Here is a 25,043-nt window from a genome sequence, read left to right as displayed (position 1 = left end):
CCGACCATGAGTGTCGGGCTTTCCGTTCGGTATCTGCTCGATTGAATACGCGCTGGCAGCAGCGAGCGTACCACGCCCGTTTGTGTGGTCAATCACCTTCGCCTAGGGGTAGCGCGTCTATCCGTGGCTCGTCTTGCCATACCGCGTGCAGCACGCCGGTGTGGCGTCCCGAGCTGCCACGCCCCATGTGGCGAGGGCCGCATCGCACAATCCTAAGCCGCGTCGGGACGGCGGCGGCCTCGACTTCGGCCGGTAGCGCACGACCCGGAACGGTCCTTCCCTCGCACCGGCCTCGCTGCGGCGCGTCATCGGGCGCAGCGCGAGGTCGGCTACCTAAGTGTTAGGGATGGCCCATTCGGATCACGCCTGGAGCGCCCAAGCGGATCGCGGACAGGCCCCGCTAGGAGCCCGCTGACTATGGACTGAACGCGGGCTCCTCGATGCATGGGTAAGTTGTTTATGCAGCGTCACTTTTCTAGGAAGGATGCGGATCGCGTATGGAGCCTTCTGTCACCTAAGAGACCAGAAAGGCGGCGACTGTAAGCAACGCCGGCACTAGAGCACGTGCGCGAGGTGCTTGCGCTCCAGGCGGACCCGCGGGAACGCGGTTTCGGTGGGCATCTTCAAGCGCCGGGCGACCCGGCTGAGGCGCTCCCGGGCGTGGTCAGCCGGGGTTGGTTCAGCAGCGCGCGCGCCTCGATGGGCTGTAGGGCGGGAACGGCGCCTACTCCTCGGCCCCTGCGGTGCGGATCCGCGACGGCCATCACCCCGTCGCGGGAGGCGTCGCCCTAGGGACGCGAGCGCGCTCGTCCCTCCGGTCGGCCGACAGCCCGAGCAGCCGACCGATCGCCTCGTGAACGACCCGGGTCGCCTCCGCGTCCCCAAGCGCGACGGCATGGGTGAGCGTCTCGGCGAGCGAGGCGACCAGCGCAGCTCGAGGCGACGGGCCGGCCGTCGCGAACTCCCCGGGCCCGGGGCTCGCCGGTTGGTCCCGGGTTGGGTCTATGCCCCCCCAACGGGGACAATCGGTGGTCTGGTGCCCCCGAAATCGCGGCAAACGCAACGGATCGCAACGGTTCGGCACGGCAATTTCGTTGCCCAAGGACTTCCCTGGTGGCGCGTGAGCGAGGCATGACCGAACCGCCCGGGAGCCTGTCGGAAGGGCACGACCAGCGAGAACCCGGCGAACGGTGGTAAATCAGCCTGCCTTGCGGAACCTCCTGGACCGCGCGGCGAGCAGCGCGGCGAGGAGGAGCCAGGGCGCGGCCGCGCCGCCCGGGTCCGAGCCAGCGCCGCGCGCCAGGGCGCAGCCGTTTCCGTGCACGAGCGGCGGGTCGCTCCCCTCCGGAGCAGGCGCCGGAGGGGCGCCGCCTGCATCGCCGCCGGTGCCGCCGGACCCGCCGGAGCCATTCGTGGCGGCGCCGCCGCCATGACCCCCGCCGCCGTGCTCCTCGCCGCCCTGGCCTCCGCCGCCGTCGCCCTTTCCGCCCTGACCCTCGCCCCCCGCGCCGCCTCCGGAGCCGCTGGCGGCCTCCGCGAGCAAGCAGCCCCCGGCGATGCACTCGCCGCCTGGACAGGGCGCCCCGTCGAGCTTGTAGCGCCTCTGGCAGGTGCCGGTGGCCGGCGCGCAGACGGCGCGCCGGCAGGTGGAGGTGTCGGGCTGCGGGCACACGAAGGGATCGCTGCCGACACAGGCGCCGTTCTGGCAAGTATCGGTCTGCGTGCAGGCGTTGCCGTCGTCGCAGGGGCTGCCGTCGGGCTTGCGCGGGTTGTCGCAATCGCAGGCGTCGCCGACTCCATCGCGGTTGACGTCGGCCTGGTCGGGGTTCGCGACGAGGGGGCAGTTGTCCACCGTATCGCCGTCGCCGTCGGCGTCGTCGTCGTCATCGCAGGCGTCGCCGAGGAGATCGCCCGAAGGCAGGCCAGCATCGGTGTTGGCCTGGAGCGTGTTCGGGACCGCAGGGCAGTTGTCCTCGCTGTCGGGGATGCCGTCCTCGTCGGTGTCGAGCGCGCACTCTCCGGCCCTGCACTGCCCGCTGAGGCACTCTTTCGGGAGCGAGCACGGGGCGCCGACGGGCTTTTTCGGCAGGCAGTCGCCGCCGGTCGCCGCGCAGTAGGCCGAGTCGGCGCACTGGGTGTCGAAGGTGCAGCCCGTGAGGCAGGCGCCCGTGACGCAGCGGTACTCTGCGCAAGATCGCGTGTCGCCCTCGGTGCAGGCCCCGAGGCCGTCGCAGAGGGGGGCCTCGACGAGCTCGGAGGCGTCCTTGCACGAGGCCGCGCCGCAGGGGGCGCCCTGCGCCCGCAGCTGGCAGTTGCCGCGGCCGTCGCAGAGGCCGGTGGTGCCGCAGGAGAGGGCAGGCTCCGCGGCGCAGTCGTCGTCCGGATCGGCGCCGGCCTGGATGGGGCCGCACGCGCCGTCGGGGCCGGCGCCCTTCTTCGCGGCGGAGCAGGCCATGCACGCGCCCGCGCAAGGGACGTCGCAGCAGACGCCGTCGACGCAGGAAACGCCGGCGCAGTCCGCGTCGGTGTCGCAAGGGGCGCCGGGGAACGCCGCGGTGTAGAGCTCGGCGCTGGAGATGTAGGTGCCGGGGCCCACGCCGCCTGTGACCAGGACCTTGCCACCGCGCAGCAGGGTCGCCACGTGATGAGATCGCTCGGAGTACATCGTCCCTGCCGGAGACCAGCTGTCCGCAGCCACGTCGTACACCTCGGCGCTCGCGCTGCCATGGCCATTGACAGAGGCATTGCCCGCGACAAGGACCCGCCCGTCCAGGAGGCGCGTCGCCGTGTGGTTCTGGCGCGCGGCGCTCATGGGAGCTCGCGTCGTCCAGCGATCGGTCGCCGGGTCGTACAGCTCCGCGCTCGCGAGCCCGCTGATCCCCTCCGAATCCGGGGAGCCGCCCGTGACCAGGACCCGCCCATCGTCCAGCAGCGTCGCCGCGTGCGCCCGGCGCATGGCGATCATCGGTGCTGCCGCTGTCCAGCCGCGCTCGCCGGGGCTCCAGAGCTCCGCGCTCGGGGCCTCACCGCGGGGCCCGTAGCCGCCTGTGACCAGGACCCGGCCGTCGGCCAGCAGCGTCGCCGTGTGCCCCTGGCGCGCGGCGATCAGCGCCCCCGCTGCGGTCCAGGTGCCCTCCCGCGGGTCGTAGATCTCCGCGCTCGCGAGGTTGACGTAGTCGGCCCCGACGCCGCCCGTGACCAGGACCCGGCCGTCGTCCAGCAGCGTGGCCGTGTGCCCCTGGCGCGCGACGATCATCGGCGCTGCCGCTGTCCAGCCGCTCGTCATGGGGTCGAAGATCTCCACGGTCGCGAGCGCGCCCTCCGCCCTGCTCGCGTACCCGCCCGCAACCAGGACCCGCCCGTGCGGCAGCAGCGTCGCCGTGTGCGTGTAGCGCGCGTCGCGCATCTCCTTCACCCCGGTCCATGTTCCGTCGGCCGGGTCGTAGATCTCAGCGGTATTGAGGTCGATGCCCTCGGCCCCGTAGCCGCCCGCGATGAGGACCCGCCCGTCGTCGAGCAGCGTCGCCGTGTGCGCGTAGCGCGAGTAGCGCATCGGCGCGGTCTCCGCCCACGGGCTCCTGCCCGGCGGGTCGTAGACCTCGGCGTTCGTCTCGACGCCTTGATTGCCGCCCGTCACGAGCACGCCGCCGTTCGGGAGCAGCGTCGCCGTATGAGAGCTGCGGCCGACGGCCATCGCCGGCGCGTTCGACCAGGAGCCCTCCGCCGGGTCGTAGATCTCCGCGTCCGCCAGGTGGAGGTTCGATGAGTGGATGCCGCCCGCGACGAGGACCCGCCCGCCGTCGAGCAGCGTCGCCGTGTGGCCAAAGCGCCCGAAGCTCATCGGCGCCGCCGGTGCCCAGCTGCCGTTCACCGGGTCGAACAGCTCCGCGCTCGCGAGGAACGTGCCGTCGCTCGTCAAGCCGCCCGTGACCAGGACCTGCCCGCCGTCGAGCAGCGTCGCCGTGTGCCCTCGGCGCACGGTGCTCATCGATTGCGCCGGGGTCCAGGTGTTCCTCGCCGGATCGTACACCTCCACGGTCGGGACCTCGCCCGCCGCCCCGATACCTCCGGCGACCAGGACCCGCCCGTTGCCGAGCAGCGTCGCGGTGTGTGCATAACGCGCGGTGCTCATCGGCGCCGTCGCGGTCCAGATGCCCTCGCGCGGGTCGAACAGCTCCGCGCTCCGGAGGAACGTGCCGTTGCTCCAGCCGCCCGTGACGAGGACCCGCCCGTCGTCCAGCCGCGTAGCCGTGGGGCCCTGGCGCGCGCCGTTCATCGACCGCGCCGGCGTCCAGCGGTCCCCCGCCGGGTCGTACAGCTCCGCGCTCGCCACCGTCGTGCCCGAGCCGTCGGAGCCTCCCGCGACGAGGACTTGCCCGCTGTCCAGCAGCAGCGCGGCGTGCTCGAGGCGCGGTGCGCTCATCGGCTGTGCCGGCGCCCAGCTGTCGTCCGCCGGGTCGTACAGCTCAGCGCGCGCGACATAGCCGTCGCCGTCATAGCCGCCCACGACCAGGACCCGCCCGTCGTCGCCGCCCAGCAGCGTGGCCGTATGCCCGGCGTCCCGCCGCGTGGCCATCGCTCCGACGGGGCGCCATAGCGGATCCACGAGCAGCAGCTCCCCCGACGCCTCGACAAGCAGCGCGATCTCCGCCCCGCGCGCCTCGAGGCGCGCCGCGATCGGCCGCCCGCCTTCCGCGAACGCTCGCGGCGCGGTGACGCGCAGCCGCGGCGTCCCCGCCGCGTCCAGCACCTCGACGGCCTCGCCGCGCTGCCGCAGCGCCGCGCCGTCCACCTCCCAGACGGCCGCGGGCTCACCCGCCGGCACGGCGCCCGGCTCCACCGTGAGCCATTCCTCGATGCCCCCGGCGACCGCCCGCCAGAACGACGCGCCGCCCGCGCGGCCGTAGATCACCGCGCCGTCGACCACCGCCCCCGGGCCGGACGCGCCGGCCTCGCGCACCCGCACCTCGAAGCCGCCCGCGCCCGAGAGCCGCATCCAGCCGCCGCCGTCGCGCGGCAGCTCGGCCTGGAGCCGCGGCCCGCGCCCCGGCAGGCCAGGCGCGCCCAGGGCGAAGCCGCCGCCGGTCGCGACCGGCGCGCCGGGAGCGCCGCCGCCCAGCACCTCGGCGGCCTGCGCCGGGAACCGGCGCTGTACGAGCGCCGCCGCCGCCGCGCCGTCGTGCCCCGCCGCGCACCCGAGCGCGCCCATCCACCCCACAACCGCCAGCACCAGGACGGCCATGACCAGCACGCGAAGACCCGACGCAGCTCGCATGCTGGCGAATGTCTCACGCGGTCACGTCCGCAACAACAGCGCCGAGAGCGCGGATCACACGAGCGATGTGCAGATCCCGAGCCGGGGATGATAGACCCCGACTCGGCGCTTGCCGCTCCGCGTCTCGGGCGTCACGAGGACCACCACGCTCTTGTCGAGCGGCGCGTTCGCGCGAATCCGCACGTGCTGGCCGGCGACGACGACGTGCCAGATATTCACCGTCCCGTACCTCGTCACGACGGCTCCCTCGTAGACGTGCGCCGCCGACGGCGCGCCGCGGAGCGCCAGGCGGCACGCGGCATAGCTGCCCAGCAGCTGATACAGGAGCACGACCGGCATGACGGCGTACGAGAAGGCGAGGATCATCGCGACGAAATCGATGTGCCGGAAGAACCAGCAGACACCGACCAGCCCCGCCCAGAAGAGCAGCGAGTACCCCACGCCAGCCAGCTGGTGCCGGACGTGCCGCAAGGCCGCCCAGGGGCGCGGGGGCGGCGCGCGGAGCTCCTCGGGCAACTGGCTCGCGTCGGGCGGCTGCATGTCGTACCGCTCCGACATACCCGGGGCGGCCGCGGAGCTCAATCGGACAGCGCGCGCGTCGCCGCGTCCTCCCGCGCTCTTCCAGGCGCCTGGCCGCTCCCGCTGCGCCTGCGCTCGCCGCCGCAGCCCGCTCCCGCCGGCCTGCCAGCGATCACGGCGCGAAGATCACCGCCCCGCCCGGCGGGACGCTCATCGAGAGCACGCCGGCCGCGGAGACGACCTCGCTCGCGCCGCCGAGCGCGTCCCTGAGCTCGGTGCCGGGCGGGAGGCCGAGCGCCTGAGCGACCTCGACCGAGATGTGCTGCTCCGTCCCCGCGCGCGTCAGCGCCACCACCGCGGAGTCCCCCCGGCCGTGCCGGCGGCCGAAGACCAGCGTGTCCTCCGTGGCGGTGAGGTTCACGTAGGCGCCGCGGCGGAGCGCGGGGATGCCCCGGCGCGCGGTCCCGAGCGCGCGCACGAAATCGAGCGTCTCCAGCTCGTCCGCCGTGAGATCCTCCTCCGGACGCCACACGCTGCGGTTGTTCGGGTCGGCGCCGCCCCACTCGCCGTACTCGTCGCCGTAATAGAGCAGCGGCGCGCCCGGGAGGCCCAGGAGCCACGCCATCGCGAGGCGCGCCCGCGCGTACACCTCGGGCGACTCGGGCGCTCCCGCGGTGTCCGACCACTGGCGGCCCGGGACCTCCCGGCCGCGAGGCCCCGCCTCGTCGCGGTAGTCGGCGAGCGTCGCGAACCGGGCCGTGTCGTGGCTGCCGATGTACGGCGTCATGATGGCGCCCTCCGGCCACCGCCGCTGCCCGTGCTCGACCCAGTACGCGGCGTGCAGCATGCCCTCCTCGCCCCAGCCGAACGTCCGGTACGAGACCCCGTGATAGAGGACGAAATCGAGCTGGCCGTCGAGCCCATGAGGGCCGATGTACCTCGCGATCGTCCCGTAGTTCTCGTCGTTGCACGGGCCTTCGCAGTCGCTCCAGCCCATCGCCGTCTCGCCCATCAGGAAATAACGTGTACCGGCCGGCTCGAACGCCTCCCGCACCTCCGCGGCGAGGTTGCGCGTGGCGATCTCCTCCACGTGCTTCACGGCGTCCACGCGGAGCCCGTCGAGATCGAACGCGTCGAGCCAGTGGATCGCGTCCGCCACGAACGCGGCGTTGGCCTCGGGGACCGTGTGGTCCACGTCGGGGAGGTAGCTCGCGAACATGCAATCGAGCGCGTGCGACGTCCAGTCGCACCCGTCCGTCCCGCAGACGCACCCCGTCCTGAACCACTCCGGGTGAGACGAGACGTACTCGTGATCTTCGTGGACGTGGTTCACCACGAAGTCCTGGAGGACGCGGATCCCATGGCGGTGCGCCTCGGCCACCACCGCCCGGAGCGCCCCGGCGCCGCCGAGCCGCGGATCCACCTCGCGCGCCTTGATGGGCCAGTAACCGTGATATCCGGTGACCTGGTGGACTCCATCGCTCGCCAGGTAGGCGCCGGCGGGGTTCTCCTGGAACGGCGTGAGCCAGATGGCCCGAACGCCCAGCGCGTCGAGCGTGCCGTCCTCGATCGCCTGCCGCAGCCCCTCGAGATCCCCGCCGGCCCAGTCGCCCCGCGGATCGGCGCCCGGCGTGGCGGGCGGGTTCAAGGCGGGATCGCCGTCGCGGTAACGATCGGTGACGACCATGTAGATGAGCGCGTCCTCCCAGGAGAACGGCTCGGCCTCGACCCAGAACACCAGCCGGAGCGGCTCACCGGCGCGGCCGCTCCGGGTCGCCCCGCGGAGGGTGACGCGGTATTTGCCGTCGCCGAGGCCTCCCAGCTGGATCCGCACGTCGCCGCGCGCGTCGACCGAGAGCTCCTGATCCGTGAGCGGGCGCGCCTCGCCGTCCTGGTCCTGCAGGACCGCCTCGAACGCGGCCGCCTCGGGGCCCGCGCCCTCGATGCCGTCCCGGTACACGAGCCGGGCCTCGAAGGCGCCCTGTCCGGCGGCAGGCCGCGTCGCCTGGCTGGACGCGACCGAGAACGACGGGAGGCGGCAGTCAGGGACCTTGACGGCCGAGTTCTCGACCCCGTCGACGTACTTGCGGCGCCCCTCCGCCGGGTCGAGCACCCACGAGATCTCGCCGCCGGACCGATAGGCGATCTTGTAGCCGTGAAGCCCCGGCGGCAGGTCGACGGTGGCCGTGAGCCGGCCCTGCGTACCGCCCTGCAGCTGCGGGGCGGCGCCGAGATCGAAGCCGTTCCACTCGCCGGCGACGCGGACATCCGTGGCCCCGGGAGGCGCGTTGAACGTGAACGATGTCGGACAGAGCACGTTCCCGTACTGCGCGCCTCCGCCCGCCCCGCTGGCGCCTGCCCCGCCAGCGCCCGCGGCCTCGCCGCCTGCGCCGCCCACGCCAGCCGCCTCGCCGCCAGCAGCACCGGCGCCTGCCGTCCCGGCGCCGCTCGTGCCCTGCCCCTGGCCCGCGTCGAGCGCGCGATGGCCCCCACACGCGAGCGGGACGGCAGGGAGCATGATGGCGGAGACAGCGGCGATCATGACGGCAGAACGGCGGCGCGACATGGCCTCGAGCAGTATCCGATCGCGAGAGGCATGTCAGCGCGCGCGTCGCCCTGAATCACCGCAGCCGCTGTGGAGAACAGCGATGCTCCGCCCATGCTGTCGTGTCGCTAACAGGCGCGCGCAGGTTCCGTCGGGGCTCCGCCCCGCACCCGGGCGTTCGCTTCGCGCTTCGTCGGGCCGAACCGCGTGAGCTCACGCGCTCGGAGCGGCCTGGTCTCGCGACCCGATCAAGGCGTGTACCGATAGAGCTCGATCCAATCGTAGGTCGCGCTCGCCGTGCCCGTCTCGGCCGTCACGGCCCCGGCCCAGGCCGCGCTCGACGACGCCCAGATCGTCATGAGCACGTTCTGCGGCAGCACCATGAGGTCGATGCGCTCCGTCCATTCGTGTCGGAGCACGTCGTCGACGGAAAAGCGGGCGCCGGACGGTGTCCATTCGATCTGGTACGTGTGAAAGTCCGCGCTCGGATCGAAGCCGAGGTCCACCTTCTGCGGATGCTGAGTCGGACTGACGGATTGCGTCACCGGCGGCCGTACCGGAGCGCCGGTGTACACCATGGCGTTGAACTGCACGTCATTCGGCTTGGCCCCCAGGCACTCGATGTCGAGCTCGTTCCAGTTGTCCGCTGGCCAGGGGGTGTAGATCGTGACCAGGGACGAGACGACCGCCGACCCTCGGGCCAGCTTGACGCGAGCGCGCACGCGCCCGTACGTGAGCGCGTCGACGGAGCGAACCTCGGCACCCAGGAAGGTCTTGGCGGCTCCGGAGCTGTCGGTGGTGCCCTGAGGGGCCGGCGTGAGCCGGAGCACCAGCTGGCCACGTTCGATGGTCGCGGCGGATCGCGAGAACAGCGCCAGATTCTCGGTCCAGGAATGTGTCATCAGCTGCCAGCGAGCTGCGTCCAGCCGATCGAAATCGTCGCGGAAGAGCAGCGTGAAGGCCTCTTCGTCCGGGGGAGGGCCGCCCGCTGAGCCGCCGTTACCCGTGGCGCCTGCCGCTGCTGTGCCACCCGCCGTTCCGCCTGCGCCGCCCGCGCCGCCTGCGCTGCCTGCGCCGCCTGCGCCCCCCGCGCCGGCTCCTGCGCTGGAGGCGCTATCCGCAGTCCCAGCCCCCGCCACGGAGCTGGAGCTACCCGTCCCGGCGCTGGAACCACCACCAGCCCCCGGGCCGGTGCCGTCCCCGCCAGCCCCCGTCGTCGAGCCCGGGGGCTGGCTGGCGTCGTCACAGGCCAGCGCGGTGAATGCGGAGAACAGAAGCGAAGCGACCGTGCAGCGCGTCGAAGACATCATGAGCTCCACGTGGCGCGCCGGGGGCGAGAGCGCTTCGCATTTTTTGCTTTCTGTCCGCGTCCCCGCTGCCTCACACTGACCTGGCCTTGAGCGCTCGGCCCGCGTTGTTCCAGCCCTTTCCGATGCTCGCCGGCCGGCGCGCCCAGGTCTTCCGTCACCAGCCGCAGTACCGTCGGCCCCGACATTTCCACGAGGAGCCGGAGATCAACCTCGTCGCTCGCGGCACGGGCATCATGGGCGTGGGGAAGCGCGTGGTGCCGCTCGTGGCGGGCACGCTGCTCTATTTCGCGCCGGGGCAAGATCACGCGCTCCTCGAGGAGAGCAGCGATTTCGTTCTGTACGTCGCGGCGCTCCGCCCCGAGCTGGGGGCTCGCGTCGCGGGGGCCGCGTCGAAGGTCGCGCTCGACGCTGTGCAGCTCACGCCGGCCGTGCTCGCCGACGAGCTCGCGCTCCTCGGCGCGCTCGACCGAGCGCGCGACATCTCGGTCGTGGAGCATCGCCTCGCGGAGCTCTTCGAGCGGTCGCTGTCGAACGTGCCGCTCCCCCACGTGGTGAGCCGCCGCATCTTCGAGCTCTTGCGGCTCGACCCGAAGCTCCCCGGGGCAGCCCTCGCGGCGCGCCTGCGCACGGGCGAGAGCGGGATCAGCCGGCGTTTTCGCAAGGATGTGGGCGTGAACGTCGTCGAGTACCGTGCGCGGCTCAAGCTGATGCAGTTCATCGCCGAGGTGGATCGCGGCGCGAGCTTCGCGCGCGCGGCGTACGCCGTCGGGTTCGGGAGTTATGCGCAATGCCACCGCGTCTTCACGCGCGCCCTCGGCTGCGCGCCCCAGGGCTATTTCGGCGGCCAGCGCGCGGTGCTGACCGAAATGACCGTGTCGATGCGCGGTAGCGGCTCGCGGCCGAGCCGGCCTGGCGACGGCGCCTCGGGCCCGCGCGCGGCCGAGCCCGCCGGCTGACGCGAATCCGCGCCGGATCGCCCGCAACGCTGGCCATGATGCGGGGGCGGGGAATGGTATACCTTGTCCGGGAGGGGGCGCCTGCTGCCACTGCCGAGGCTGCCTTGCCCATCGCCTGCATGACGAGCCCGTCCCCTCCCTTCCCGTACACGATCTCCGAGACCATTCGCGAGGGCCGCGGTACCGCCGTCTACCGCGCTGTTCGAAACGCCGACGGCCATCCGGTGGTCCTCAAGGTGCTCGACCCGAGGAGCTGCCGGCCGAAGGACCTCGCCCGGCTCAAGAGGGAGTACGAGACGGGCAAGATGCTCGACGTGGCAGCCGTCGTCAGGCCCCTCGCCCTCGAGATGTACGACGGGGCGCTCGCCCTCGTCATGGAAGACTCGGGCGCTGAGCCGCTCGATCGGCTGCTCGGCGCGCCGATGGCGATTGGCAGGTTCCTCGATCTCGCCGTCCGCATCGCGGATGCCGTCTCCGACATCCATCAGCGAAACGTCGTTCACAGAGACCTCAAGCCCGCAAATATCCTCGTCATTCCCGCCACGGGCGAGGTGAAGATCGCCGATCTCGCGCTCGCCTCACGGCTCTCCCGCGAACAGCACGCCCTGGAGCCGGCCCGCGTCATCGAGGGGTCCCTCCCTTACATGTCGCCCGAGCAGACAGGGCGGATGAACCGTGGGGTCGACAGCCGCAGCGATCTGTACTCCCTGGGGGTCACGCTCTATCAGATGCTCACGGGGAATCTCCCCTTCGACGCCCGCGACCCGCTCGAATGGATCCATTGTCACGTCGCCCGCGCGTTCGCGGCGCCGTCCAAGGTGGTCCCCGACGTGCCGGAGGCGGTCGAGCGCATCGTGATGAAGCTCCTCGCGAAGATGCCCGAGGAGCGCTACCAGACGGCCCGCGGCCTTGGCCATGATCTGAAGCGGTGCTTCGACTCATGGCGCTGCGACGGCAGCGTCGCGCCCTTCCCGCTGGGCGAGCAGGACGCGTCGGGCCGCCTGCGCATCCCGCAGAAGCTCTATGGGCGCGACGAGGCGATCGCGGCGCTGCTGCGCGCCTTCGAGCGCGTGGTCGACACCGGATCTCCACAGCTCGTGCTCCTCTCGGGCTACTCCGGCATCGGCAAATCGACGCTGGTCCACGAGCTGGACAGGGCCGTCGCGGGCGAGCGGGGGTTCTCCGCCTCGGGAAAATTCGATCAGCACAAGCGCGAGATCCCTTACTCCACCATCGTGCAGGCCGTTCAGGAGATCGTGCTCGAGCTCCTCGCCGACAGCGAGCGGATCGCGGCCTGGAAGCAGCGGTTGCTCGAGGTCCTCACGGTCAACGCGCAGCTCATCGTCGACTTGATCCCGCAGCTCGAGCTCGTCATCGGCCCGCAGCCGCCGGCTCCCGAGCTGCCGCCGGTCGAGGCGCAGAACCGGTTCCGCACCGTCTTCCGGCACTTCATCGGGGTGTTCGCCCGGAAGGAGCACCCCCTCGTCCTCTTCCTCGACGATCTCCAGTGGGCCGACTCGGGGAGCCTCGCGCTCTTGCAGGATCTGGTGACGCACCTCGACATGGGCCATCTCCTCGTCATCGGCGCGTACCGCGACAACGAGGTGACCCCCTCGCACCCGCTCATGACGGCGCTGCACGAGGCGAGGAGGGGGGGCGCGCACGTCCAGGAGCTCGTGCTCGGCCCGCTCTCCCGCGAGCACCTGTCCATGCTCGTCAGCGATATGCTTCAGTGCCGCCCCGAGGACGCCGCGCCGCTCTCGGCCCTGGTCCACGAGAAGACGGCCGGCAACCCCTTCTTTGCGATCCAGTTTCTCCTCGCCCTCCACGAAGAGCAGCTGATCGAGCTCGACCCGCAGGCGGGCGCCTTCCGGTGGGACATGGCGAAGATCCGCGCCAAAGGCTTCACCGACAACGTGGTCGATCTGATGGTCGACAAGCTCGCGCGGCTCCCCGCTGGCACCCAGGAGGCGCTGAAGCAGCTCGCCTGCCTCGGGAGCGCCGCGGAGGTCGGCGTCTTGACGATAGCGTGCGACCGCTCGGAGGAGGCGCTGCACGCGGAGGTCTGGCAGGCCATCCTCGCGGGGCTCGTCCTCTGCCACGAAGGCTCTTACAAGTTCCTCCACGACCGCGTCCAGGAGGCGGCCTATTCGCTCATCCCGGCGGCGCGGCGGGCCGCTGTGCACCTCGAGATCGGCCGGCGCCTCGTGTCCCGTCTGCCCGGCGGGGCGGTCGAGGAGCGGGCTTTCGACGTCGCGACCCAGCTCAATCACGGCGCCCACCTCATCACCGATCCACGCGAGAGGGAGGCGCTCTGCCGGCTCAACCTCCTGGCAGGGCTCAAGGCGAAGGCCTCGGTCGCCTACGCCTCCGCGCGCAGCTACCTGGCGCAGGCGACGTCCCTCTTGCCGCAGGACGCCTGGAGCGCGCGGTACGAGGACACGTTCAGGCTCCACCTGGAGCTCGCCGAATGCGAGTCCATCACCGGCAATTTCCAGCCGGCCGACGAGCTGTTCGACCTGATCCTCCAGAACGCCCGCTCCAGGCCCGACCGGGCCAGGGCCCACCGGCTGCGCATGCGGCTCTACCAGATCGCCGGGCGGCACCGCGACGCCATGGCGGTGATGATCGACGCCCTGCGGCTCTACGGGGCGACGCTCCCGGAGGTCGACGAGGAGATCCACGCCGCCGTGGAGGCCGAGATCCGGCAGGTCCCGATCGCCTTGCGCGGCCGTCGCGTCGCCGATCTCGTCGATGCGCCCGTGGCGACCGACGAGGACGTGCGGGCGTTCATCAGCCTGGTCGCCGAGTCGGCGCCCCTCATGTTCTCCGTGCGACCGGCGCTCTGGCCGCTGCTCGCCGCCAAGGGGGTGAACGCGTCCCTGCAGCACGGACACGCCGAGGAGTCCTCTTTCGTTTATAGCTGTTACGCCGCGGTCATGGTGTCCCTCCTCGGCGACGTCCCCTGCGCGTTCCAGTTCTCCGAGATGGCGATCAGGCTCAACGAGAAATTCAAGAGCATCACGGCCATGCTGAAGGGGAGGCTGCTCTTCCACCACGCGGGCGTCATCAGCATCTGGCACAGGCACTACGCGACGAGCATCCCGCTCATGGACAAGGCATTCTTCGATTGCCTCGACGTCGGAGACTTCATCTTCGCCGGCTACTTGACGTACAACATGGTGTGGATCGTCCTCGAGAACGGCGACCCGCTCGACCGCGTCATCGAGGTCGCGCGGAGATACACCGCCTTCGCCCGGCAGACCCACAACGACGTTGTCTACAACGTGGTCCGGTTCGAAGAGCAGCTCGCGGCGAGCCTGAAGGGAGCGACGCGGGGGCCCACGAGCTTCGACGGCGGCGACTTCGACGAGGCGAGCTCCCTCGCGATCCTCCAGAAGGCGGGCTTCGGCCTTGGGATCGCGATGTTTCATATCATGAAGCAGATCGCCGCGTTCACGCACGAGCGTCACGCCGAAGCGCTGGAGTCCGCGGCCACCGCCGCGCTGATGCAGGGGCAGGCGGCGTCTCTGGCCATGGAAGCGACGCACCACTTCTACCACGCGCTCACGGTGACTGCCCTCCACGCGGAGGCGCCGGCCGAGCAGCGGCAGCGATTCGCTCAGGCGCTCGAGAGCGCGCTCCAGAAGCTGAGGCGCTGGGCCGACAGCTGCCCCGAGAACTTCCGGGGCCGCTACGCCCTGGTGTCCGCCGAGGTCGCCCGCATCGAGGGCCGGGACCTCGACGCGATGCGCCTCTATGAAGAGGCCATCCGCGCGGCGCGCGAGAGCGGCTTCGTCCACATCGAAGCGCTCGCCTACGAGCTCGCGTCTCGGTTCTATCGAGCGCGGGGGTTCGAGCGCTTCTCCGATACGTACCTGCGCGAGGCCCGCTCGTGTTACGTGCGCTGGGGGGCCGACGGCAAGGTGAAGCAGCTCGAGCAGCGTTATTCGCAGCTCCTCGAGCGGCGGCCGATCGAGCCGACCGCCACCTTCGCGGCCCGCGCGGAGCAGCTCGACGTGCTCGCGGTCGTCAAGGCATCGCAGGCGATCTCGGGCGAGATCCTCCTCGAGAAGCTCCTGCGGACCTTGCTCGAGTTCGTCCTCGAGCAGGGAGGTGCGCAGAAGGGCTGCCTCATCCTGGTGCGGGACGGCGGCCTGACGATCGAGGCGGAGGCCGCGATCGAGGAGCGACAGGGGACCGTGACCAGGGTTCTCCAGTCGTTGCCGGTGTCGTCCTCTCCGCTCCTCCCTGCCTCGCTCCTCCACTACGTGCGGCTCACCAAGGAGCGCGTGCTCCTCGATGACGCCGCCGCGAAGGCGGGCAGGTTCTCGGGGGACGAGTACATCGTCCGGCACAACCCGAGGTCGGTCCTCTGCGTCCCCATCTTGCGGCAGGCCGAGGTGCTCGGTCTGCTGTACCTCGAGAACAACGTCACGACGCACGCGTTCACGCCCGAGCGGCTCCTCGCCCTCGAGCTGCTCGCCACGCAGGCGGCCATCTCCCTCGAGAACGCGCTCTTGCTCGCCAGGGAGCGCGAGGCGCGGGCGGCGGCGGAGGCGGCGGAGCGGCGCACGGCGTTCCTCGCCCACGAGCTGAAGACGCCGGTGACAGGCCTCCATCTGAAGCTCGACGCGCTCGCGCGATCGATCAAGCAGCAGGAGACGGTCTCCTCGTCCTGGCTATCGTCGTCCCTCACGTCGTTCAAGCGCCAGCTCGGCCGGCTCAACCTGCTGATCGACAGCCTGCTCGACCTCTCGCGCGTCCAGAAGGGGCGGCTCGCCCTGACGCGTGAGCCGGTGGACCTGGCGGCCCTCGTGCGGGACGTCGTCGGGCGGCTGAGCGAGCAGGCCGAGCTGGCTGGATGTGCGCTCCACGTGCAGGCGGAGCGCGCCGTCGTGGGCCAGTGGGATCGGCTGCGGCTCGAGCAGGTCGTGACGAACCTGCTCACGAACGCCATGAAGTACGGCGCCGGAAAGCCGGTCCGGATCGTCACCGACGGGGATGGGGCCGTCGCTCGTCTCTCGGTCTCCGACCAGGGCATCGGGATCTCCGAGGCCGACCAGCGGCGCGTGTTCGAGGCGTTCGAGCGCGCGACGGGGCTTCATCAAGCGCAGAGCCTCGGGCTCGGGCTGTACCTTGTCCGGGAGATCGTGCGAGCGCACGGAGGGCGCGTGGATCTGCGCAGTCAGCTGGGCTCGGGGACGACGTTCGTCGTCGAGCTGCCCGTCGAGCCGGAGGGAGAGCTCGGCCTCGCGCAGCCGTCGTGAGGAGAGGGGCGCGCGGGCCGCCTTTTGCCAGCTGGGCCTTGCGGCGCGGAGCCGAGGGGATGGAGGAGTACTTTGGCCGAAGGTGGGGTCTCTTGAACCGCCAGGACGCCATGAGACGCCATAGGTAGCTCAGCGCCTTGCGCAGGCGACTGCCCTCGGCCACGTGCGGATTGTCCAGCTGCTATACGGGGGGCAGGTCAGTACTTGCCGGTGACCGCGAGCGAGATCTGGGTGTCGTTGCGGTTGAAGACGTCGGCGTTCATGGCGCCGTCGCCGCGGATCATCGGGGCGTTGTGCTCCAGGCCGATCCTGGCCGATGCGTACTTGATGGGCGAGTAGGTCATCGCCATCGACCACGAATACGCGTTCGCGACGTACCGCTCGTCGCTCGCCTCGGACGCGTAGTCCTCGCGCGATGCGTAGCGGACCGCCCAGTAGCGGGCCAGGCTGAAGCGGACGTCGAGCTTGCCGTACGGCTTGTCCTTGAAGATCGCTTCCTCGAGGAACAGGCCGGGGGCGACGACGAACTTGGTGTTCATCGTCCCCTCGGGTCCGGCGCGCTCGGCGTAGCGGTGGTACCGCCACTGCCCGAGCAAGCTGATCCCTGCGACGAGGTTGTGCAGTGTCGTGTGGACCCGGCCGAGCGACAGGAGCTCCGGTGTGAGAATCATGTCGCGCGCCTGGCTCAACCGCGACGTCGGGAGGTACACCCCGAGCGAGTGCTCGAAGGAGAACCAGGGCTTCCCCTTCGGCAGCACCTCGAGCTTGTGCTCGTACGTGCCACCCAGGGACATGTCCTGGAAGAACAGCCCCGACTCGCCCTCTTCAGCGCTCCACGTCCTCTGCAAGACCTCCAGGGTCAGCCAGCCCGTCAGCCCCTTCACCCTGGGGATATCGACCGCGCCCATCAGGCTATAGACCATGAACCGGTCGTTGGCCGGATCGTCGTCGCTCACCACCGTCTGCCGGTACTGCACCTTCCCGGAGACGTGATACCAGCGCTCGTCCTTCGCCTGGCCCTCCCCGTCCGAGACCTCGTCCTTCTGGGGGTGAGCCGGCGCTAAGCCCATGGTGACCACGGCGGGTGTGGTCGTGGCCGCGGTGGGTTTGGCCGCGGGGGGTGCGGCTGTGGCCGCGGCGGGCGCAGTCGTGGCCGCAGCGGATGCGGCCGTGTCCGCGGCGGGTGCGGTCGCGGGGGGGACGGCCGCGTCTGCGGCGGCCGCGCCAGCGGGAACCGGTGCAGCCGGCGGAACCGGTGCAGCCGGCGGAGCCGGTGCAGCCGGCGGAACCGGTGCAGCCGGCGGAACCGGTGCGGCCGGCGGAACCGGTGCGGCCGGCGGAACCGGTGCGGCCGGCGGAGCCGGTGCAGCCGGCGGAACCGGTGCAGCCGGCGGAACCGGTGCAGCCGACGGAGCCGGTGCGGCTGACGGAGCCGGTGCCACCGAGGGCGTTGGGTTCAGCGTCTGGGCCGCCGCCGGAAGCGTCGCCATGAGCGACCCCCCCAGCAGCGCGAACAGGGTGCTTGCTGCTCGCTTCACGTCAGAACCCGGTGAAGTTGTTGTAGTACTCGTAGTAGGCAAGCAGGATCTTCAGGCCATAGTTGTCCAGATCGCCCGGGCGCCCCGCGTTGAGATCCTCGTTGTAGTCCTTCATGAACTGGAAGCTCACCGGGCTCCTGGAGCGGCTCGCCACGAGGTGCCAGCCCTGGTCGGGCAGGAACGCGTAGGAGAACTGCTCGCCGTCGTGAACGAAGAGCTGCGCCGGGTTGTCCGGGCTCGTCGCCTCGGCGAGCGCCTCGGCGCCGTAGACAAGCTCGAACTCCTCCTGGTTCTCGAAGCGCTGGATCGCGATGCGCTCCTTCAGCGACAGGTTGTCGACCAGGTTCGTGTTCGTCGCCGACGCGAAGAGGTTCACCGCGAGGAAGCGGAACCAGGGGAATGTGTCGTAGCTCGCGCCCAGCATGTTGTCGAGCACGCGCTGCGACAGCGCCGCGTTGCGCTCACCGAACGGCGCGTCGTACATCGAGACGTAGGTCGAGACGTTCGGGTTGTAGTTGTAGACGTCCTGGAGATCCATGAAGGCATAAGACGCGTACAGCTTGTCGACAACGATGCCGAGCCGGAGCACGTCGCCGAAGAAGGGATCGAACTCCGTCTGGTAATTGCGCTGGCTCGCCGGCTGGTTGATGATCGCGTCGTAGAACGCCATCGTGAGGTCGATCGCGGACGAGATGTCGTCGTAGAAATCGACCGAGATCGCGTCGTACTCCTCATCGGTCAGCACCTTCCGGCCAGGCGTCACCTGATCCAGGCTCTTCAGCGTCTGCTGCACGCCGCCGCCCGCCCAGTCGAAGATCCCGAGGTACCACATGCGCTGCAGCGAGAAGATGTCGTTGTAGACCGTGCCGGTGTACGCGCTCGTGTCCCAGAACGTGCGGTACGCGCGACGGTTCCTGATGTTGTAGAGCCAGTCGTAACGCTCGATGGAGTTGAGCACGATCTGCGAAGGGGTGATGCCGAGGTCGTGCGCCGTGCAGAGCGGCGAGCGGTAGCGGTGCTCGTCGGTGCAGTAGAGGTAGTCGTGCGCCATCACCTCGTCGCGCTTCTCCTCGGTGCCGTAGATCCACGTGAGCGCGGCGCGGTCGTAGCCGCCCCAGCCGTGCTGCGAGCCCGCCTCCTGGTACGCCTGCACGTAGTCCATGACGGAGGACGAGAGCTCGGTGCCCTCCATGTGCTTCGCGTCCACGCTCCCGTAGAAGTTGTGGCGCAGCCCGAGCGTGTGGCCGAACTCGTGGATCGCGACGTGGGCGACCACGTCCTCGATGACGCGCTCCGTGAACTCGGCGTCCGTCTCCCATGTACCGTCGTCCTTGCAGACGCGCGCGCCGTTCGCGACCGCGCTGATCGCGTCCTGCGCGTTGAAGACGTAGATGTTTTTCCGCGCGAGCAGGTCCTCGCGATCCGCCTCGAGCTCGTCGTGGTTGCGGCGGAACCGGCGCATCTCGTCCGCGAAGTCGTTCTGCGCCTCGATGCCGTCGCGGCCGTAGAGCCCCACGGGGCCGTACGGGTTCTCGTTCATGAGGATCGAGTGCATGGTCTCGTCGAACTGGCGCTCGACCGCCATGCGCTCCTGGAAGTTCGCGATCGGCGTCCGGCTCTGCATATAGACGTACTGGTTCCACTCGGGCCGCACGTAACGGTACTCGGGGAGCATCCGGTGGTAGTCCGCGAGGAACGCGTCGCGCCCCCGCGCCGGCGTCGGCAGGAAGAGCTCCGCAGGCTCGTCGTCCGGCCCCGGATCGGGCAGGTCCATCACGCGGCGCATCTCGGTGAAGAGCGCGCTCCGCAGGCGCGTCGACGGCGCCGCTTTCGCGGCGCGCTCGCCCGGCTCGCAGGAGCTCTCGAGATCCGGCTGCTCCGCGCCGCTGTAGGTGAGGAACTCGTCGATGAGGTACCGGTAGTAGTCGAGGCCGACGTTGTAGAGGTTGACGTTCGCCGAGATCGTCTCGCCCGTGCGCGGCTGCGCCGTCGACGGGCCATAGCCGAGCAGACCCCGGGTGCTGTCGATGTCCTGGTGCCACGCCACGAACGAGTACCGGAGATCGCCGAACTCACGCTCGACGCCGCCGTCGTCGTGGTCGCGGAAGTCGACCCGCAGGCGCGCCCCGGACTCCGCGAGCACCTCGTTCGTCTCCTCCTCGATCTCGTCGAACATCGGCTTGAACTTCGGCGGGAAGCCCGGGTGGAAGTAGTAGACAACGGGCTCCTCACGGTTCGGATCGAAGCGCTTGAGCAGGCTCTTCGCGTCGAGCAGGCCCGTCACCGGGTCGCGGTAGAGGCTGAGCTGCTGGAACGCCCCGTACTTCTTGTTGACGGGGTCCTTCTCCGCCACGACCTCGGGTTTGTACTCCGACACCGGTGGCCGCCAGAACGACAGGCGGTACCGGATCGTGACCGTGCCCGTGCCCGTCGCGAGCGAGACGAGGTCGTAGCAGCCGCCCTCGGTGGTGACCGCGTAGTTCGCCTCGAGCACGAAGCTCAGGTAGTCGTCGTCGGGCTCCCACTGGTACGTGTCGTCGACCAGGTTCACGCTCGTCGGACGCGCGCACTCGGTGAGGTAGTCGCCGTAATACCAGGCCATCGCCGTGATCGGGTCCATCGACGCCGTCTCGAAGTCCACCTTGAATTTCTGGCGACGCTGCCAGCGCTCCTCGGTGTTCTCTTCGAGGTAGTTCGTCCGCTCGCCGTCGAGGTTCTCTCGCAGCTTCACGTCGACGTGCTCCCCCTCGAACTCCATCACCACGCGCTCGGCGCGCGTGGACGTGTCGTCGTTCGGGTCCTCCGGGTCGTCCGGCTGGAGCCTGCGCCCGTCGAGGACCTGCAGCTTGTCCTCCGTGAAGCGGAAGTTCACGGCGTAGAGATCGCTCTCCATGCCGGGGAAGGCGTAGTCGCCGAGGACGTTCGGCGAGCTCGCTTCCACCACGGTCACCTTGTAGAGCCACGCGTCGTCGCGGCCCTCGGCCGGCTCGGTGAGCGCCGCCTTCTCGACGTAGATGGACTCGTTGACGAGGCCGTTGCGGACGGGACGATGATCGACGCAGCCCGCCGCGTAGAACCCCGCGAGCATGAGCAAACAAGACTTCACCTTCATGACGCCACCGTTCTCCTTCACAGCCACGTCGCCGCGCTGACAGCGCGCTCGGCCACCACACCCACGGACACACGGTTCTTGAGGGACGCGACGCTGAGCAGGATGTTGCCGTCCTCCGAGTAGTTGAAGACGAGCTCGCAGCCCTGGTACTCCTCCGCGCTCACACCTTGATGCCACGCCTCGACCTTGCTGCGCACGTCGTCGCCGTATGCGACGTCGAGCCCGCTGCACAGCCGCGCCTTCCCCTTGTAGGTCGACTGCTCCACGCGGAGCAGCTGGAGGGCGCCCGACGCGTCCGGGGCCGCGTGGACGAGGAGCTGCGTCTCCTTGCCCGCGAGCCGGATCTCGTGCGCGGGCACGAACTCGGAGCGCTCGCCGCGGATCTGCCGGAGGAAGCCGGCGCGATCGTCCATGTGCTCGCCGGGGACGGTCATCTGCACGGGCTCCACCTCTCCCGCCGCGTTGACCGAAAGGAGAGTGACGTCCAGCGTGCGGAGCCCGCGATCGGCCTCTCCGACCTCGATGGCCCCGGACGACCCGAGCGCGTAGGGGTTCTGTTCGGCGAGCTGCGCCGAGGACATTTGGAAGAGGTAGTAGGGCTGACCGAAGACAGCGTCGCTGACGCTGTGCAACACCCGATCGATCTGGCTCTGACCGCGCTCGACCGTCACCGCGGTGACCGCGCCGAAGTTCAGGCTGTACTGGACGGTGAGCCGGTAGGGTACGTCGCCCTGGAGGAAGTGGCCGAAGCCGATCGACCAGCGCTCGTCGTCCGTGGTGCGAAAGACCTTGAACGCGTCCGGCGCGGCCGCGGCGCCGAAGCTGAACGCGTCGAGCACCGCGTCGACGAACGGCTCGATCAGGAACACGGGGTCCGCGACGCGCGGGTCCACCGCCGCGCGCTCCGCCGGGGACAGGCGGCCATAGATGTCGCGGACCTCCGCGACGACGTCGCCGACCCAGCTCTCGCCCCCCTCGTACGCGAGCGCGCCGATGCGCTGCGGCGTGGTCGAGAGCGACGCCGGGACGGTCACGGCGAAGCTCGAGATGGGGTGCGTGGCCGCGTGCTCCGGATCGACCGCGGCGATGAGCCGCGCCTCGAGGCGGGTCTTGTACTGGGCCGCGAGCGCCTCCGGCACGAACTGCGCCACGGGCGCCTGCAGCGAGCGCGTGAACGTCATCCCGAAGAGGACGTCGGAGTCGACCGGGGCCTCGCCGTTGTGGAAAACGTCGGACTTCGTCGTATCGCGGAGGAAGTCGTAGGTGATGCCGTTGAACTCGACCGAGACCGCGTCGCGCTGCGTATAGACGTCGAGGTTCGCGCGCGAGAGCTCGCGCTCGCTATCGATGCAGCGCGACCGGAACGACTGCCATGTGACGTCGCTGTTCAGGCCAACCACGCACTCGTCGCGCGACGTGCTCGTGTACGCCGGCGCCAGCGCCGCGTCGCCCATGGTGAGCCCGCCCGCGACCTCGAACTGGGCGATGCGCACCGGCTGGAGGTACACGAAGGTGACCTGCCCCTCCGGCGTGAACCGGAGCTGGACGCCCGAGTCCTGGAAGTCGAGGAACGTGTCCTGAGGCACCGACTCGTCCGCGGCGGTGTAGATGACGTCGCACAGCGCCGCCTCGACGCAGTTGAACCCCTCGGGGAGCGGATCCGAGCCGAAGAACTGCTGCCGGATCATCCCGTAAATCTTCGTGATGTTGGCGTCGTTGAGCCACGAGTTCGTGCGCTCGCCCTGCTGGTCTCGCCCCGTGTACTGGTCGAGCTCCTTGACGCCGATCTGGATCCGCTCGCGCGGCTTGACGACGACGTCCTCCGCCTTGTTCCCGATCTTGACCTGACCTTCCATCGAGCCGAGGTACGACTGATACGCCATCATGGCCTCGACGAGCCGCGTCTCCTCGTTGAAGAACACGATGATCTCGTCCGTCGGGCCCCACGTGAAGGCGTTGGAGTAGACGCTGGTCGGGTCGCAGAACTTGCCGTCCTCGGGCAGCCCGACGAGCTCGTCCGCGCGGAGCTGCTTGCCGTCGTCGCCCCAGAGGCGCATGCCGGCGATTCCCACGTCCGGGATGATCGGCTTGCTGACGAGGCCCTCGACGAGCGCCGATGTCTTGGCCTCGTCGCAGAAGCGAGCTCGGCCCTGGCTGTCGCCGCTCGTCTTCGATCCGAAATCCCGCGAGCCCGGCTGTGTCCACGGATCCCCCGACTTTGCGGGGGGATCGGTGTTTATCGGCCGAAACACCTGAGCCGGCCCATCCTCGCAACCCGCGGCCGCGAGCAGGGCAAGAAACATCGAGCACTTGAATGCGCGCATTCCAACCTCCGTGGGCTTACCCACGTCGAACAAACTCGTACCCCTGTATCACAGGCGTCACCCCATGTGGACACGGGAAGTTTGCTCTCCCATCGATTCGCACGGTTCTCGCCGTCGCATCGGTTTCCCCACGGTTTCACGAGGGAAATCGTCAAGTTTGGTAAAGCTGCCATGGTTTAGCAGGAGAGGAATTTTAGCTAGGGCGGACCAGATGCGTTAACATTCTGGCGGGTGGACTCAGGGGCGAGGAGCGGTGTTAATTCCCTGACGGTCCGCCCCGCAGGCTGTGGCGTGAAGGCGGCTCCTTGGATGGATGAGCGCGGAGTGTGCTTCCGGACCTGCGGAGACGAGACCGTGACGCTCTCCGCAGAGGAGTTTCTGCGTCGCTTCCTGCTGCACGTGCTGCCTCATCGCTTCGTGAAGATCCGACACTTCGGCTTGATGGCTGCGTGTCACGCCGCCGCCGCGATCGAGGTGGCACGCACGAAGATTGTGGCGGCGTGAGGCGCAGGGCAGCGAGCTGTCTGGGGAGATGAGCACCGGGACGGCGGCTCTCACAACCCGGGCCCAGCGGCCAAGCCCCGGGCCTGGGGACCTCGCCGTGATCGAGCCGTCGCGTCGGGCTGCGGTGGTCGCCTCGCTCGCCAGCACCCTGAGCCGCGCCGTCGCCCTCGGGGACGAGGTGGCGGCCCGGGTCGTTCTCGAGACGATCGGTCGGCTGCTCGGGCTGCCGGTGGCACCGGAGGGGTGAGCAAGCTTGGGCCGAACGTCGAGCCCGCCGCTCGCATCGGCTCACGATTCCGTGATCCCGGCGCCCGGCTCCGAACATAGCTGCAGCAGACCATGATCAGCGCGACCTCAAACCGCTCGAACCTCGGCGCTGCTACGGGCCTCACCGGGGCGGCCGCGTCTCCCGCGCCGGGCTCACGCTCAATCGGCGCACATGAGCTGATCGATGATCTTGAAGGTATCGATGATCGTGGCGTACGCGGCCTCGGGGTCGTCGGTCGACGTCGACAGCGACATCACGATGACGCGAGAGCCGTCGTCGCTCGCGGCGTTCCGGGTCGAGTACCCGAGCGTGCCTCCGGCGTGGCTCCAGTACCCTCCACCGCAGCTGGTCGGGATCCACATGATGCCGAGGCCATAATCGGTGCCGGGCGCGATCGGGTCGAAGTCAGGCGCCGGGACCGTCTCGTGGAGCTCTGCCATCTGCTCCGGCTCGAGCAGCGCTCCTTCGGTCAGCGCCCGCCAGAACTTCGCGAGATCCGCGGTGGTCGTGACGAGGGAGCCGGCGGCGCCGGCCATGGTATGGTTCGCGACCGTGACGTCGATGAGCGGCCCGTCGACCTCGTACTGCTGGTATGCCACGGCGTGCGGGGCAGGCAGATCAGGCTCATCGCCGGGATCGAACGTGTGGTCGAGGCCGAGCGGATCGAGGATGCGCGCCTCGACCTCCTCGCTCCAGGGGTTTCCGGTGGCACGCTCGATGATCATGCCGGCGAGCACGTAGTTCGTGTTGGAGTAGGCCCACTGCATCCCCGGATCGAAGCTCGGCTTGTGGTCCATGGCGAGCGCCACGAGTTCTTCCGCGTCCATGTGGTCGAGCCGATGCTGCATGTACTCTTCGGCGGAGCGCAGCACGGCCAGGGCCGGCTGCGGATCCGGGCCGTCCGGCTCGGCCGGACCGATATAGTTGTAGATACCGCTCGTGTGCTGAAGTAGCTGGCGGATCGTGATCAGCGAGCCGTCATTGCCGTTGCCCGACACGACGCCGGGCAGCCACTGCTCGACCGTGTCGTCCAGCGACAGCGCTCCCTCACCGGCGAGCTGCAGCACGACGACGGCGACGAACGTCTTGGTGTTGCTGCCCATCCGGAAGTAGCTGTCGAAGTCGACCGGCGTCTCGCTGTTGAGCTGCGCCACGCCGCTGCGGGCGCGGAACCGTCGGTCGCCTTCGAGCATTTCCGCATGCACGGCGACAATGCCGCCCGCTTGAATCCTGTCCACCCCCTCCTGGAGCAGCTCGTCGTACGTCGCGTCGCCCTCCTCGGAAGAGTTGCTCGGGCAACCCGCGACGAGAGATGCCACGCAGAAGAGCGGAATGGAGAGCTTGTTGAGTGCCATGTCCGTGTGTTCCCCATCGGCCTGGTTCCGTTTAACGGTTTTCACGATTTCCTCGATGTCGCCCCGT

At 69.9% G+C, this 25,043-nt stretch carries 11 protein-coding genes and 1 pseudogene; 4 read left to right on the top strand and 8 right to left on the bottom strand.

The annotated features are described in order from the left end of the window. Positions 1–1,198 precede the first annotated feature (1,198 nt). From WME95_RS37235 to WME95_RS37220, 4 genes are all read right to left on the bottom strand, one after another. A complete protein-coding gene (locus WME95_RS37235; RefSeq protein ID WP_437904067.1) occupies positions 1,199–5,275 on the bottom strand; it encodes a kelch repeat-containing protein in 4,077 nt (1,358 codons plus the stop codon). 54 nt (positions 5,276–5,329) lie between these two features. Further along, a complete protein-coding gene (locus WME95_RS37230; protein WP_437904066.1) occupies positions 5,330–5,815 on the bottom strand; it encodes a hypothetical protein in 486 nt (161 codons plus the stop codon). Between the two features lie 151 nt (positions 5,816–5,966). Next, positions 5,967–8,336, bottom strand: coding sequence for an alpha-amylase family glycosyl hydrolase (locus tag WME95_RS37225; RefSeq protein ID WP_437904065.1), 2,370 nt, complete (start codon positions 8,334–8,336; stop codon positions 5,967–5,969). A 251-nt stretch (positions 8,337–8,587) separates the two neighbouring features. Continuing rightward, positions 8,588–9,649: a glycoside hydrolase family 16 protein gene (locus WME95_RS37220; RefSeq protein WP_437904064.1), complete on the bottom strand. Its 1,062-nt coding sequence runs from the start codon at positions 9,647–9,649 to the stop codon at positions 8,588–8,590. 86 nt (positions 9,650–9,735) lie between these two features. On the opposite strand from WME95_RS37220, the gene WME95_RS37215 reads away from it, so the two are divergent. Together WME95_RS37215 and WME95_RS37210 are read left to right on the top strand one after the other, a co-directional pair. Next, positions 9,736–10,605, top strand: a complete 870-nt coding sequence (locus WME95_RS37215) for a helix-turn-helix domain-containing protein (protein WP_437904063.1) — start codon at positions 9,736–9,738, stop codon at positions 10,603–10,605. A 119-nt stretch (positions 10,606–10,724) separates the two neighbouring features. Beyond that, positions 10,725–15,875, top strand: coding sequence for an AAA family ATPase (locus WME95_RS37210; protein WP_437904062.1), 5,151 nt, complete (start codon positions 10,725–10,727; stop codon positions 15,873–15,875). 197 nt (positions 15,876–16,072) lie between these two features. Here the strand turns inward: WME95_RS37210 and WME95_RS37205 are convergent, their stop codons facing one another. The 3 genes from WME95_RS37205 to WME95_RS37195 form a co-directional block, all read right to left on the bottom strand. Further along, positions 16,073–16,945, bottom strand: coding sequence for a hypothetical protein (locus tag WME95_RS37205; RefSeq protein WP_437544570.1), 873 nt, complete (start codon positions 16,943–16,945; stop codon positions 16,073–16,075). Positions 16,946–17,414: 469 nt separating this feature from the next. Next, the gene (locus tag WME95_RS37200; RefSeq protein ID WP_437904061.1) at positions 17,415–20,525 is read right to left on the bottom strand and encodes a zinc-dependent metalloprotease; all 3,111 of its coding nucleotides are present in this window, start codon (positions 20,523–20,525) and stop codon (positions 17,415–17,417) included. A gap of 17 nt (positions 20,526–20,542) precedes the next feature. Next, positions 20,543–22,777, bottom strand: coding sequence for a hypothetical protein (locus WME95_RS37195; protein ID WP_437904060.1), 2,235 nt, complete (start codon positions 22,775–22,777; stop codon positions 20,543–20,545). A gap of 381 nt (positions 22,778–23,158) precedes the next feature. Here WME95_RS37195 and WME95_RS37190 point away from each other — a divergent pair. Together WME95_RS37190 and WME95_RS37185 are read left to right on the top strand one after the other, a co-directional pair. Next, positions 23,159–23,302, top strand: a pseudogene (locus tag WME95_RS37190) (transposase); the annotation flags it as partial. A gap of 148 nt (positions 23,303–23,450) precedes the next feature. Continuing rightward, positions 23,451–23,600: a hypothetical protein gene (locus tag WME95_RS37185; RefSeq protein ID WP_437904059.1), complete on the top strand. Its 150-nt coding sequence runs from the start codon at positions 23,451–23,453 to the stop codon at positions 23,598–23,600. Positions 23,601–23,779: 179 nt separating this feature from the next. On the opposite strand, the gene WME95_RS37180 is transcribed toward WME95_RS37185, so the two are convergent. Then, the gene (locus WME95_RS37180) at positions 23,780–24,976 is read right to left on the bottom strand and encodes a serine hydrolase domain-containing protein (protein ID WP_437904058.1); all 1,197 of its coding nucleotides are present in this window, start codon (positions 24,974–24,976) and stop codon (positions 23,780–23,782) included. Positions 24,977–25,043 lie beyond the last annotated feature (67 nt).

Source organism: Sorangium sp. So ce327 (assembly GCF_051530205.1).
GTDB lineage: Bacteria > Myxococcota_A > Polyangia > Polyangiales > Polyangiaceae > Sorangium > Sorangium cellulosum_B.
Note: the sequence above shows the minus strand (reverse complement) of the source record. Positions and strands in the feature narration are given on the sequence as shown.